The organism is bacterium (Candidatus Blackallbacteria) CG13_big_fil_rev_8_21_14_2_50_49_14, from assembly GCA_002783405.1.
Classification (GTDB): Bacteria; Cyanobacteriota; Sericytochromatia; order UBA7694; family UBA7694.
Genome location: PFGG01000060.1, coordinates 1 through 14,512, shown reverse-complemented (window position 1 = coordinate 14,512; position 14,512 = coordinate 1). Strand labels below are relative to the sequence as shown.

The following is a 14,512-nucleotide window of genomic DNA, read 5'->3' as shown; positions in this document are numbered from 1 at the left end:
TAGGAGTGGGAATAAGTTCATTGCGCATTGAAACGAAAAAGGACATTTTAACAATGCAAATGCTAGAGATCTTATCCATACAAGCACAACAGGAACAGCTTTCAGCGCAACGCCATCTGAAATCTGCACAAGCCACAGAGCAGGGTTTTCACTGCCTCACCCAGGCTGAGAACACACATTATGCGCACCCCCAGGATCTTCAAACAGCCTGTGATTATTTTGCCGAAGCCATCGCGCAAAACCGTCTCAACCCCGAACCTTATCTGGGCATGGCCCTGATCCTTTTTCTCTTAAAAGATTACCCTATGGTTCAGTCTTATTTACAGGAAGTCAGGCAATTGGCTCCCGAGCATCCCGATCTTGTAAAACTCGAAAAAGCCATGCAGACGAAAGAAGCATTGCCTGAACCGAGTGCTGAAGAGGTAGACCACTGGAATGATGATGAACTGAATACCCGCATTCACCTCTATTACCACGACCTTGCGACCCGGCATCAGAACCCCAGCCAACTGATTCTCAACCCACAGGAGCTTGAGCATCTGAGACAGGATCTGAGCCATCAAAAAACCCAAATCCTACATTTTCAGAAAGCCTTGCAACATCTTGATCAGCACCATGAGACCCATGCTTTGCACCAACTCATGCTGCCCATTCAACAGCTCTTCCAGCGGTATGAAAAACAGTGGAAAAGTTCGCAGGAGGCTCTGTTCATTCAGAACCAACTGCAGGCATTTGCTCAGAAAATTGTCACGATTCATGAGCAATTGGAATCAGACCCGAATCTGGAAAGACGCAATGCCCTTGAAACAGAGCTTGAAGCCATGGTGGATCAATGCGATCACTGTGCCGATCAATTGGATGCCTTGAGTGGCCAAGGTTACCAGATCGGAGCCCTTGAATCACTTTACGAAAACCTGGTTCACGAGATCGAGTCCTGTTTTGAATGGATTGACGGAATTCATGAAACAGAAAGGCAAAGGGTATGAGCAGTATTCGAATCAATCCCCACCAACAGTATTTAAAACCCCTTGAAATGCAGGCACAAAGGCCAGCCCTGCGCCCTGGAGAAAGCGTACGTCGGGAAGAGATCAAAGTCAAATTCCGAGACAGCAGTAAAATGGAGGCATATAAACAGCAGGCCGAAGTCTCCCGAACCCAAGGCAAGCTCGGCAGCAAAGCCCAAATTGCCAATATCAAAGCCCTGGTTGAAGGCATTCCCGTCGAAAATGTGAGAATTCAAGCCAGTAAACTGGGCAAAATGGAGGTCGTCAAGAAATATGCAGGGCTGGCAGGGGCCTCACTCTTAAAAGGAATTCAAGCCCTGCCTGGCACCTTGCGCGAAAAAGTGGTCGGACTGGCCAAAAGTCTGCCGATCGTCTCACATATCATTGAACACCGCCAAGTCAAAGCCTTGCGCATGGAGGCCAGCCTGCATCAGCGCAAAGCCGACAGCCTGCGCGCCCTGGCCTTAAAAATATCGGCCCAAACCGTCGGCCGAGCGGCAGTGAACCCCGATGCGCTCAAAGACCCAGAAGTGCAACGCGGAGCAGAGGTCTACCATCAATTGATGGGGCAGGCCGACCAAGCTGAACGTACCGCCCGAGCCTTGGAGACAGAAGCCAAAGGCAAAACTCTGAAACAAAAGGTATTGGCCAAACTGGATACTGTACGCAGTGCAGTAGGCTATGGCTCGCTTCTGCTTTCCCCCACCTCGACCGGGCTCAAACAGGTGGCCGGCATTTTGGCTCCCAACGCCACCACGCTCAAAGCAACCGATACCCTGCAAATAGCAGGCAAACTGGGAATTGCAGCCCAAAGCGTCAGTATCGCTGGGGGAGCGATTACGATTGGAACAGAAAGCTATGATTTGGCAAAGACCGCTGCCAGCCTCAAAAGCTCTTTAAATCAGCGCAAATATGCCCGCCGGGTGTTGATGACCCCCGAACAGCGGGAAGCCAAAATCAAAGCCTATGAAGCTGCAGCCCAAAAAGCAGAAAAACCAGGCCGTTTTTTTGGTCCCCATCTTGCCAAAGCAGAAGCACTGCGCACCAAAGCCAAAGAACTTTCCGCCATCCATCAAATAGAGCAGGCAGGAAAACTCAGTGAAGCCGACAAGGCCATTGCAGAACAGGTCGTGCGCCGTACCGACTGGAAATTCAAAGCTGTCAAAATGCTGAAACATACGGTAGCGATTACCGGAGGGGCTTTGGCCGTCGCCAGTGCCGCGCTGGCCATCGCAGGAACGGTTGCACTCTTGGGTTCAAACCCTGTCGGCTGGGCAGCATTGGCCGTTGGCTTAACAGCCACCATTGCAATCGGGGGCGGGTTGGCTATTTATGCCGGTGTCAAAGCCTGGCGTCGTCAGAAAAAAATCGATGCAGCAGAAGGAACGCAACAGCAGATTGAATTCAAAACCGCTGCGATCAGCCAGGATCGGGAAGCACTGAAACAGAAACAGGCCCTGATGGCCGGTGAGATTCAAGGCTTTCAGGAAAAAGGCCAGTTGATCGCACGGATCTTGGATGGAGGCCATGCCCCCACACGGACGGAAATTGAAAAATACAAATTGCAGGATTATTTTGATTCCCACAACCAATTGACCCACCGACAGGCACTGGGTATGCAACAGAGCAATCTGCTCGAAGCGACAAGCTTCGCCAAGGCGGAATCGCAACGCCTGGAAAAAAGTATTCAAGAAAAAGACAGCCAATTGGAAGCATTGCAAACTTTGGCAACCCGCAACCTGGTTCAGTTGATGTCGGCCTCCCCCAAACGCGCAGGGGAACGCATCATGCAAGGGTATCGACAAGGCGATCCGACCATGACCTTTATAGCCGAACGTATTTTGCATGTTCCCCCCCACAGCAAAGATTTGCCCGCCAATCTTGCCCGTAAATATTTTATGACCCTGCCCTTGGGGCCGCAATAGGAGCAAACCATGTCAGACACACCTCAAACATTACGTTCCCTTTCCCGCCTGGCTGAGATTCTCGATCATGCAGGTTTTCCTGTCTATAAAATGGAGGCCACTGAAGAGATTCCCTTTGAACAGCTTTTGGTGGCATTGGACGAGGATGAGCAGGATGAAGTCAGCTATCCCATGCGCTTGTTTTACCAGGAAGATATTCTGCTGCTTTCAGAGCCTGAAGACAGTGCCATTGGGGCAGAACTTGAAGAATCTGCCACGCTCTTTTTTCTCTTGGAATGGCAACGCAATTTGCCCCAAGATAAGTGCTTGGATCTCTACCGCCTTTTGAATCTTTGGAATGGAATTTTGCCTGTCGGACACTTTATCGTTCAGGAAGCTTCCCCCCAAGCGATTCTCTTTCGCCATGCTTTGCTACATGATGAAGGCTATCAGGCCTTGCTGATTGCAGATTTACTTGAAATGATGGGCTTCTATCTCAACCGTCTGCTGCCACTCTTGGACGAATGGCTCAGCACAGATATGCCCCTGGAAGAAATCATGCAGCGTTCAGAACTGGAGTTGGCGACAGAGGTTCTGGCACTTCAGACCCCCAAAGCCTAAGTGGAACACTCAATGCGCTTGCCGCTGCAATAGTTTGACGAAACGCTTACGTTGACGGGAATCTAAGTGCGGCTCTAAATACTGAAGGATTTCAGATTGCACCCATTCTTGCTCATACTGGCTGAGCTGTTGTGCGAATTTGTATTTACGCGCCCCGGCCTCAAGGGCAAGCACAAAAACCGGCACGCCATTGCTGCGATAACTCAACTCACGCACAAGGCCATTCAATTCCCCCAGCAGGATCGTTTCTGACCATGAAAAGCGCAAGAGTTGGTGCGAAAGCAGCAGATGATGCGGGGAAAGCTCAAGCGTGGTAGAAAGCAAAACCTGGCGCAAAACCAAAGAGGCCATAAAAAAGCCGGCGATCCAAAAGGGAATCGAAAAAAGCGCAAAAAAGAAGCTGGCCTGCGAGGCTCCCCAAGTCCAGAAAGCAACAAAACACAGCCAAAAAGTGGCAAATCCCAGAATAGGCAAAACCGAGAGCGTAAAACCACCGGGGGGAATTTTCAGCACCAACTGATCCGCCTGATGCAAGATTTGAATTTTGGAGCCTGAAGGCTGAGGCAGCGCTTGAAAAGGCCCCAAAATCTCCTCTTGCTCTTGCAAGGCAGCACGTTGCGAGACGCGGGAAAGCCGTTGTCTCAGCGCAGCAGGGTCCAACAGGGCCTCACGCGCTTCTGCCGCACTTTGAAAGCGGTTTTCAGGTGCTGGAGAGAGCATCTGTTGCAGCCAGGTTTTGAATTCACCCGAAATCTGCACATAGTCTTCAAAAGCCAGGCGCAATTCTCGTTGTGGCATCTCAGCCGGTGGACGCCCTGATAAAATATGCACCAAGGTTGCCCCCAGCCCGTAGAGGTCACTGACAGGCACCGCCCGACCCGAAAACTGTTCGGGCGCCATATAGCCATAGGTGCCCACCACCGTGGAGCCCCCTTCGGGTTTGAGCAGGTCTTGTACTGCACCAAAATCAATCAGAAAAACACGCAAACCGTCCAAAATCAGATTGGAGGGTTTGATATCGCGGTGAATCACTGGAGGAGCGAGGCCATGCAAATACTGCAAAACATCCAAAAGATTGAGCGCCAGACTTTTGACTTCAGCTTCGCCGGGACGCCAACCCGCCTGAAGCTTTTGCAGGAGAGATTCTCCCGGCACCCTGGCCTGAACCAGATAGAGACAGGTTTCATTGTTCTGGGTAATTTCGAGCATTTCCAAAAAACGGGGAATGGCAGGGTGATCCAGGGATTGTAAAATCCGCACTTCACGCAGAAACAGATCATAGGCTTTCCAGCTTTCCAACTGACTAAAAACCAACTCCTTGACCACCACTGCAGACTGGTCGGCCAAGCAGGTCGCCGCAAAGGTTCGGGCCATCCCCCCTGCTCCCAAGCGCTCAGCTATCTGATATTTTTCTGCCAGAATCGCACCGGTCTGTATTCCCACCTTGAACTCCTCGTGCCTGATTAGCTTTATTTTAACAAAGCGGAGCCTGTCTGTTTTTCATTTTAAGCAGCGGCTCAAGCAGAACACATGAATTGTAAAGCCTTGAGAAAATCGGCGGGTGCCTGGGGCTGATAAAAAAGCGCAGCTCTTCGCTGCAAGAGCGTTTCGCGAAACGCGAGACAGTAAGCTGGGTCTTGTACCATCGCCTTGGCCTTTTCAAGATACTCCAGTTCAGAAAAAGCCACGCAATCAGAGATTCCCAGTACTTGGTAAATCGCCATCGGGATTCTGGATTTGAGGGTTTGCCCTGGGCAGGTCAGCAAGGGCAAGCCCAAGGCAATCGCCTCAAAGGCCAGTTTGCCTGCCCCGTAGGGCCAGGGATCGAGCGCAAAATCCCCCTGTTCCAGCAAAGCCAGAAAATCAGGGGGCTCTAAGCGCGGTAGAAACAGCAATTGCTCAGCGGAAATTTGCTTGAGCAGACGGGCCTGAACCTGCTGATTCCAGACCGGATTACGTGAATTCACAAAAACAAAACGCAAGGCAGGGCTGAATTGCGCAAGCTCAGCCAGCACCCGTTCAAAACGGGGATGCAGTTTGAGAAGATTGTGCGGAAAAAGTGCAAGAACGCCCGTTTCAGGCAAGCCCAAGGCACTGCGGCTTTTCCCGGAGGAAAGCAGTTGCTCGGGGCCATACCAAATCGGCAGTGCTTGACTCAAGACCAATTTTTCACTGTAACACTGCGCAGCCTGAGGCCCTTCCAAAGCGGGGGAACTGAGAAAATAATCCATTTCAGGAATCCCTGTGCTGCCGCCACTGCCCCAAGAGGTAAATTGAACCCTGCCCAGCCTGAAAAAGGGCATAAAATAATTGAGCGGATCGGTACCTGCCTCCCAGAAATAGACGGCATCCAGATTCAAAGCCTGAACGGCTTTGACTGAAAACGCCCAATCAGGACTGAGGTGAAAGCGTTGCAACTGGGGTAGTTCTTGGGCAAAAATAACCTCAGAGGCCGGCCAAATCAGCAGAATAACCTCGACCTGTTCAGGATCCAAGGCGGCCAGCAGACGCCCCGAAACAAAGAGAAACACCCCTTCATGCTGGGGAGTGACCAAAACCCCCAAACGCAAACGTCTGGAACGGCGATGAAAAAGCGGAGCTTCAGGGGCCTGAAAATGCCTTGCAAAGGCCTGCTTCAAAGCCAAAGGCTGCTCACTGAAATAATGCAGATCAAAGAGGGTATCCAGATTGGTCTGCCCCAAGCTGTTTTGCCAATCACTTAAACGAATGGGAATCTGAAAATCCTCAAGCGCTTGGCGAAGTTGAGCCAAGCTCTGCTCAAGCTGAAGTTCTGAAACGGGAAGCGGGGCGTAGCAAATTTTGGCCTGTAAGCGCCAAAGGGCCTGCCCAGGCTGCAAGGCCAAAGCACGCTGGTAACAGAGCTGCGCCTGCTCCAGATTTCCAAGAGATTGCTGCATACGCCCCAGGTGAAAATAGAGCGGGGCAAAATCAGGCTTTTGGGCCAAAACCTGCTGGTAATGAGCCAAAGCCTCCTGCAGCTGATAGGACTCTAAAAGCAGATGCCCCAAAAGCATCCGCGCCTGCCAATGTCCTGAATCCAAAGCCAAGGCCTCGCGACAGGCCGCCTCTGCCCCAGAACGCTCTCCCTGCGAAAAGCGCAATTGGGCCCGCACAAACCAGGTCTGTGCGCTGGGAGCCAATTCCAGCGAAAGCACACACCAACACTCTGAAAGCAGGGGTTCTGCCAGGGCATGGAAAAGCGAGGCCAAAATACAGGCCTGCTCGGCATGGGTTGCGGGATAGGCATTCAAAAGCAAGGCCAACTGACGGGCCTGTTCACGTTCGGGACCGGCCTGCCAGGCGGCAATGATCGCCAGAATAAAACTGAGGAGGAGTTGTTGAAATGCTGGGGGAAAATGCCCATAGGCCTGGGCATCGGCTAAAAAAGAGGCGGAGGGGTCCCATTCCAAAGCCTTTTTAAAAAAGGTCTCAGCCCGCCGGCCCTCACCACTTTGCCAGGCCAAGAGCGCAAGCCCCCACCAAAGTTCAGGCCGTGTGGGTTGATGGGGAATTTCGGTCTGGTAGAGTTCAAAGGCTTCAGCAGACTTACCTGCTTGCAGGGCCTGCCAAGCCCGCTCAAGGCTCACAGGCGCGGATCCACAGGCTCGCTCTCAAGGGCCAAAAGTCCCGCCACACAGCGGTGCACCTCACGCAAAGGCGCTTTCGCCACAAAGCGTTCAAGCGCTTCCATGCCCAGGGCAAACTCGCGCAGGGCCAAGGAACGTTTGGCCGCCAAGCCCCGTTTTTTCAAACGTTTTAAATGCTCTGGGCGGGTATATTCCGGGCTGTAAATCATGCGCAGGTACTCACGGCCCCGACATTTTACCCCTGGCTGAACATAGCCTTTGGAGCCTCGGGCAATGGCCTCAAGCGGCTTGACAACCATGCCCTCTCCGCCCGCTGCGGTCAGCTCAAGCCACCAATCCAGCGCAGCCTCAATGCTGCCTGCTGCTTCAAAATCCACTTCTTTCCAGGCAGTGGCTCGAAACAGGCCCGGATCCAACTGGGCCAATTCAGCCAGGGTTTCAATCTGCCAAAGATGGGTTTGGTCGTGGTAAACCCGACCTTCACTGGCCAAAATTTGAAAGGGCGCCAGTTTATAATCTTCAAGCTGATGTACCGGCCAGCAATAGGGCTGCCAGGCCTCCCGAAAAGCGCCAGCCAAGAGCGCGCGTTCTTGGATGCGGGCCTGCAGAGTCTCCAGTTCAGGCTTCTTGGCCTGCGCCAGGGTCTTTAAGGTTTCGCCCAAAGCAGCCCCAGCAGCTGAAGAAAGAGCGGCATACTGCTGCCGGATCAGCTCCTGGGCCTTGGCTGACCAGGGCAAAAGTTCAGCATCCAGACAAAACCAATCCGAATCAAAGCGTTGCCACCAGTCACCCTGGCTCAGGGTGGCGGCCACCCGCTCCAAAAAAGCAGCTTCTAAAGCTGGCTGACTGAAAAAAGCGCGTCCGGTGCGGGTATAGCATGTTCCCTGGGTGCCAACATTGACACCAAAGCGTCGCTTTGCCGTTTCGAGATCACGGCAGATCACCACCACGGCCCGCGAGCCCATGTGTTTTTCCTGACAGATGACCCGCTTCAGCCCCTGGGCCCGATAATAGCCCAAGGCCTCGCGGGGATGCTCTAAATAATCGGGTTCCGAACTGGTTTCGCTGGGCGACATCGTCGGGGGCAGATAAATCAGCCAGCGGGGATCGACAGAATAACGACTGAGCACTTCCAAGGCCGCCGCAGCATTTTCAGCCTGAATGATCACCTGGCGCTTGAGACGGGTTTCAAGGATTTGCTTGCCGGTAATTTCAGACAGTTCAAGTCGTCGGTCATCGTACTGCTGGGCTGAAACACCGGTTTGAATTTCACGCAGCGGGCGAAGAGGTTCGCAGTAGACCTGCGCAGCCGGCACCTGCACCAAGGTCTGCTCAGGATAGCGCAAAGCCGTCAGCTTGCCGCCAAAGACACAGCCCGTGTCTAAACAAATCGTCCCATTCAGCCACTCAGCCTCGGGCACGGGGGTATGCCCATAGACCACCTTGGCCGCTCCCCGGTATTCCGACGCCCAGGGATAGCGCACGGGCAAGCCAAACTCATCGGTTTCACCCGTGGTTTCGCCATAGAGGGCGAATTCACGCACCCGCCCAGAAGCCCGCCCCTGAAGCTCAGAGCGCATACCGGCATGGGCCACCACCAGCCGCCCCTGATCGAGTACAAAATGGCTGATCAGCCCATCTATAAAGCTTTCCGCCCGCCGTTTAAAATCGGCCTGTTCTGGCTCTGGCAAGGCCTGAACCTGATCGAGGGTCTCCTGAAAACCATGAATCGGTTTCACATTCTTGCCGCGCAGCCAGCGCAGAAACTTGCTTTCATGGTTGCCTGGCACACACAAGGCGGTTCCGGCTTGGGTCATGCGCATGGCCAGGTTCAGACAGTCCACAATCCGGGGGCCGCGATCCACCAAATCGCCTAAAAATACCACTTTTCGCCCCTCGGGGTGACGATAAGCCGCCTCGGCATCGGCCTGATAACCCAGCAGTCCCAAAAGGGCTTCCAACTCATCGCCACAGCCATGCACATCCCCGATGATATCAAAGGGGCCCTCTTCATCGCGGCGATCGGTCCAGAGGCGAACCCGTTCGATCTGAACCTGTTCTACCTGCTCTGGGCTTTCGAGCGTAAAAACAGAGCGAAAACCTTCCTGTTTAAGCAGTTTGAGTGTCCTGCGCAAGTCTTGGGTCTGGCGCGAGACCACGTGTGGGCCAAATTGCCGGTCGGGACGCTGGGCATTGCGATCCTGGCAAAGGCGTTCGGGCATTTTCAGCACAATCGCCACTGGCAGAACATGAAACTGTTTTGCCAATTGCAGCGCCCGCGTACGTGAACCGGCTTGCACATGGGTGGCATCAATCACGGTCAGACGCCCTGCCGCCAGCCGCTTGGCGGCAATTGCATAAACCAGATCAAAGGCATCGCCGGTTGCGCTTTGATCATTTTCATTATCGGCCACCAACCCACGGCAGAAATCTGAAGAAATCACCTCAGTGGGCAAGAAATGACGGCGGCCAAAGCTCGATTTGCCTGAGCCAGAGGCACCGATCAAGAGCACCAGTGAGAGTTCAGGAATTTTCAAAACCTGGGTTTCAGGCATCAGAGCTATCCATTTCGTGTATAAAAGCAGGGGGTACAGAGGCTGTCAGCCAGACCCCATTGGCAGAACAATAAAAAGTATACCCGGCTGCTGCCATTTCTGCCGCAGAAATTTTGAGCAGCACAGGCCGTTGATCATAGCGACGCCCCACCGCCAGCGCCGTTGAAATATCGAAAGAAAGGTGCACATGCTGACGCGCCTGTGGGCTTAGCCCCTGAGCAAAAATCGACTCCAAATGGCGGCGCGCGGTGCCATGGTAGAGAAAATCGGGAGGAGTCTGGGGTTGAAGGGCGAGGTCAACAGACAGGCTGTGGCCCTGATTGGCGCGAATATACTGACCCTCCGGGCTGAAGGCAAAGCGCTGTTTATCACTTTCACGCACGATTTTCTCCAGCAAAGCACGGGTTAGCCCCCGATCAGCCAGCTTACTCACAAGCTCCTCCACCGAGGCCCACCCCTGGGCATCCAGCGTCAGCCCGATTTCTTCAGGCTTGTGGCGCAGCACAAGGCTCAAGAGCTTGCTCAAATGTTTTAAAGGATCATGGCTCATAAATGCTTGGGCATTTCCCAATACCATTGCTGAATCGTTTTGAATTGAGCAGAAGTCAATGTGGACTCCAATTTCTCACGGAAAGGCGCATCCATATACCCAGCAAACTGTTTCCAAGAGCTGGCATCGATCAGCTCATAGGTCAATTTTTGCAAATCTCCTCCGCTGATATACCCCACTCCCTCCATCAACTTTTTGGCAATGGCCTGAATCGTGCTCGGCTTCAAGCTGCGGAAAAGCGCCTTATTGTCGGCTTGGGTATCGGAATCATTGAGAAAATTGCGAATCGCCTGGGAGCGCCCCGCACCGGCCAGGGTTACCAGATAGTCTTCAAGTTTCAAACCGATCGCTTTTTCCCCCGCCTTTTCATAGGAACGGGCAATCCAAACCGCAATTTTGCCAGCCTGGGCATCATTCTCGATCTCTGCGGCCAGCTGTTTGACATCAATCCGACTGATCAGATCGAGGAACTGGTTATTGGCGTAGGGGGTTTGATCGAGAATTTTGTAAATCACGTTTTCCTGCGCCGAAGTCGTCGGGTTCTGATCCATCAGGTATTTGATCATCTGGGCCTTGGTCGCATTGGATGCGTTTTTCATGACCTTGATCATCATCTCGTATTCTTCACTGCTGGTATTGCCCGTATCCAAATTCTTAAACAGGCGGATGCGGAAATCATCGGGCAGTTTTGTGAGGGCGTCTTCACTCAAATTTTTGAGGAAGGTATAGGCCACATCATCTGAGCTGGTATCCGGCCAGATATAGTTTTGTTGGGTCACACCCGTAAAAAAGGCCTGAAGTTTCTCATTCATAATCTCAGCGGGCAAATCCAGACTGGCAAGAATATTCATAACTTTGGCAGCATCTTCGGTTTTACCCAATTTGCTGCCCAAACGGCTGAGATCTAAGGACTGTGCAATTGCCTTGCGGTTCTCAGGACTGGCTTCGCTGATGATCTGCTTGATCGTATTTTGGGCATCTTCCATCACGGGCCAAGCCATCAACTGGTTGAGCATATAGATCTGGGTGGCGGCACTGGCCCCTTGAGCCAAACGGGCAATCGTGCCATACTCGCTGCTGCTGGTCCAGTATTCATCGAGGGCATCAAAAAGTTTGCGCTTCAGACTGTCATCCAGACCTTTGACGGCCTCATTGCTCAAACCCTTGAGAAATTTCATAGCCGTATCATCGTCACGGGTATTCACAAACAGCCCTTGGGCCCGCACCCCACTGAAAAAGGCATTCAATTTCGCACTCATCTCTTCCTTGGGCAGGCCCAAGGTATAGAGGAAATTCATCATCTTAGCGGCCCGGCCTGCACTTTCCAACTCTGTGCCCAGGTCTTTGAGGTCGAGGTTGCGTACAATCTGTTTGCGTTCTTCTGGCCCTGCTTTTTCAAGAATTTTGAGAATCGCTTTTTCAGCACGGGCATAGGTGGGACCACTCAAAAGCTGATTGATCATCGCCGTTTTCGTGCTGGCATCAGCGGCTTCTGCCAATTTTTCAATCATGCCGTATTCCTGCTCAGAGGTCCAACAGGATTCAAGATTGTCAAACAATTTTTTGATCAAATCCTGACTCAGCACCGAACGCAAACTGCCCACGCTGATATCCAGGGCACTCAATTCCTTCAAAAACTCGCGGGTGATATTGTCGTCTTCAAACCACTTGCCTGAAAGGCGCTCCACATAGGCTTTAAACTGATCATGGCCAGCTCCGGCCTGAATCATCCAGGCCAAAAGCTTGCCAGACTTCTCATTGCTCATGCGCTCAATAAAATCAGGCACCGCATTTTTGCCATTGAGCTGCACAGCGCTGAGAAATTCCTTGAACTGCGCTGGCCCCTGGGCCCGGGCTTCGGTCAGATTCTGCCAGATCAAATCCTTGAGACGATCAGAAGCGCCATGTACCGAGCGGGTAATAAAACTGTTCAACAGTTCTGCGGTCATTTGCCCTTTGAGTTTGGGTGATTTGGCCGAACGGTAGAGCATTTCAATCATGGCGGTTTCATCTACGACTTTCACGCCTTCATTGAGAATTTTCAGCATTTGCAGGCGATTGGCGTCACTCAATTTATCAAAGAGCCCTGTTAGAACCTTGCTTTTTTGCAAAGCAGCGACCATAGCCTTGCTATTATTACCACTCAAAAGGCTGAGCTCTTTTTGAACCTCAGGCTCAAGCGATTCCTTGAGAAACCCCATCACGGCATTGTCATCAGTAAACCAACGGGTATCGACACCTTTGAGAATGTCGCCAACGGCCTGATTCAGCAACTCAGGAGGAAGTTTGCCCCCAAATTGAAGAATTTTGCGCAGGACCACGCCCACCAAATCTTTGCCTTCACCGGTTTGCCCCATCACGTCCTGAATATTGGCAAGCGAACCATATTTTTTCTGCAGGATATCCAGTCCTTTGCGCAGACTTTCACCATCTTTGGCTTGCATGATATTGCGATGGATATCTGTGACGACGTCTTTGTCGAGAGCAATATTGTATTCGGCAAACATATCTGCGCCGATGCTGGCAAAGGTGAGCAATAAATTCAAGGGATTACCCGGCGGTTGCGAGGTCACAATACAAGAAGTACCAATCGCCCCAGCCAAAGCACAGGCTCCACTGGTACGTACGCTGGGACGAATTTTATAAATGGTACCGTCAATATTCTCGTCGATATAATTCAGCCCAATCGCGTTGGCAGTATAATAGCCTGCCGAATAACCCGCTAAAACATTCCCAAGACTCAGGCGCTTGAGAAAACCTTCAGCCCCCTTGGCTCCCAGTTTGCCGCCGATCTCACCAAAAATATGGACTGCCTGTTTGACCATTTTTTCGGAGGCTTCTTTGCCAAAAACCTTGAGGATCTCAGCATCCATGACCTTTTCAACGCCCTCAAGTAAAAACTTGGCAGCCCCGCCCCCACTCTTGACCAGGGTATTGATAAAAGCGATATGGTTTTTATTGAGCTGAATGCCTTTTTCAACTAAAAACTGGGCAAATTTAACCCCTGCGGGTTCAAGCAGCTTATACAAATCTGCGGCTATTTTCACAACTTTTTGCGCCTTGGCGGCTTTTGAAAGTTCCCCTACCACCACGGTAGATCCCACATAGCCATGCGTGGTTTGATCACCAATACCAGCACGCGATTTCCAAGCATTGAAGACATCTGCAACAAAACCAAGGGGAGCCCCAGCCTTTTCCCAGAGGGAGGAAGGCATCTCAGACTGCCATTTTTTCACGGCTTCAAATATTTTGCCTTTGGCACTTACCTTTTCCTGAATAGCCTGAGTCAAGGCATCCAACTGCTTGACAGCCCCCTCAGGTAAAGTCAGTTTTTGCCCCTTAAAAACCACCTCACTTTTGCCCGCCTGACGCGCGGTACGAATGGCCTCGCTCAAGGATTCGCGCTCCTGATGCAGGGTTTGAATCTCGCCATTGAAACGGGCAATTTCCTGATCAACCAGCCCTCCCTCTTTGAGCAAAGCGGTCAAAACCGTGCGCATTTCCTGTTTTCCCAAACCGGCCTGTTCTACAATTTTGGACAAGATCCCCGATTTGGCTTTTATTTCAGAGAGTTCCAGATCCTTTAACTGCACAAAGGTCTCACCCGCATCCAGCCGCTGTACAGGCATCACTTTGGTAGGCGTGCGCATCTGACTGAGCAAAGAAGCCGCACTGCTCTGAAGTTCTTTGGCAATCGCCGGATCGGCATTTTTAACAGCGTCATCCAAGGCTTTGCTGAGGGTTTCACGGCTGAGATTGGCCAAAGCCACCACCACCGAACGGCCATCGGGCAATTGCACGCTGAGGTGGGCCGTGCCCTTGCTCTGCAACTGATCGGCCTTCTGCATATATTCGTCTACCGTCAGGCGTTGCAAGCTGCCCTCAGGGGTTTCAAAAACAACGTCTGACTGTTTGCTGCTCAGTGAAGCCTGAAGCGCTTTCAGCTTTTCAGGCTTCAGGGAATGAATTTCATTGGGGTTGGCAAAAACCAGATTGCGATGAATATCTAAACTGCCCATGGCAAGGTACGCTCCTTGATTCAGATCTTGCAGCTTGAACAAACCCATGATTCTGTGTCTGTTCAACCTGGGTCTGTGCTCACGGAATTGCAGGGAGGATTAAAACTCCAGCAGATAATTCTATTCTAGGTCTTTTCTGATGTTTTTTCAAATACGGCCATTTGAGTCGCAGTGCTTCAGAATGAAAGACTGAATTTTTGAGTTCAGTTGAGAAAAGCAAGAACAGAGGCATAGAGCAGGGTCTGTACAGG

8 protein-coding genes are annotated in these 14,512 nt (G+C 52.0%); 3 read left to right on the top strand and 5 right to left on the bottom strand.

The window, feature by feature from the left end; all coding sequences use genetic code 11:
- Positions 1-20 precede the first annotated feature (20 nt).
- Genes COW20_14350 through COW20_14340 form a run of 3 tightly spaced genes read left to right on the top strand, consistent with a single transcriptional unit; the run spans position 21 to position 3,529 of the window.
- Positions 21-986 (top strand): hypothetical protein, encoded by a 966-nt coding sequence (locus COW20_14350; protein PIW46797.1) that lies wholly within the window; start codon positions 21-23, stop codon positions 984-986.
- The gene (locus COW20_14345; GenBank protein PIW46796.1) at positions 983-2,929 is read left to right on the top strand and encodes a hypothetical protein; all 1,947 of its coding nucleotides are present in this window, start codon (positions 983-985) and stop codon (positions 2,927-2,929) included. Before COW20_14350 ends, COW20_14345 begins: the two co-directional genes overlap by 4 nt.
- Positions 2,930-2,938: 9 nt before the next feature.
- Complete coding sequence (locus COW20_14340; protein ID PIW46795.1) at positions 2,939-3,529, top strand: hypothetical protein; 591 nt, start codon at positions 2,939-2,941, stop codon at positions 3,527-3,529.
- A 9-nt stretch (positions 3,530-3,538) separates the two neighbouring features.
- On the opposite strand, the gene COW20_14335 is transcribed toward COW20_14340, so the two are convergent.
- The 5 genes from COW20_14335 to COW20_14315 all read right to left on the bottom strand — a co-directional run bounded on the left by COW20_14335 (position 3,539) and on the right by COW20_14315 (position 14,309).
- Complete coding sequence (locus tag COW20_14335; protein ID PIW46794.1) at positions 3,539-4,972, bottom strand: serine/threonine protein kinase; 1,434 nt, start codon at positions 4,970-4,972, stop codon at positions 3,539-3,541.
- Positions 4,973-5,046: 74 nt separating this feature from the next.
- On the bottom strand, positions 5,047-7,137 hold the full coding sequence (locus tag COW20_14330; protein ID PIW46793.1) for a hypothetical protein: 2,091 nt from the start codon (positions 7,135-7,137) through the stop codon (positions 5,047-5,049).
- The gene (locus tag COW20_14325) at positions 7,134-9,692 is read right to left on the bottom strand and encodes a polynucleotide kinase-phosphatase (GenBank protein ID PIW46792.1); all 2,559 of its coding nucleotides are present in this window, start codon (positions 9,690-9,692) and stop codon (positions 7,134-7,136) included. Before COW20_14325 ends, COW20_14330 begins: the two co-directional genes overlap by 4 nt.
- On the bottom strand, positions 9,685-10,242 hold the full coding sequence (locus COW20_14320; protein ID PIW46791.1) for an RNA 2'-phosphotransferase: 558 nt from the start codon (positions 10,240-10,242) through the stop codon (positions 9,685-9,687). Before COW20_14320 ends, COW20_14325 begins: the two co-directional genes overlap by 8 nt.
- Positions 10,239-14,309, bottom strand: coding sequence for a hypothetical protein (locus COW20_14315; protein PIW46790.1), 4,071 nt, complete (start codon positions 14,307-14,309; stop codon positions 10,239-10,241). The genes COW20_14320 and COW20_14315 overlap by 4 nt, the downstream gene beginning before the upstream one ends.
- Between the last annotated feature and the right edge of the window lie 203 nt (positions 14,310-14,512).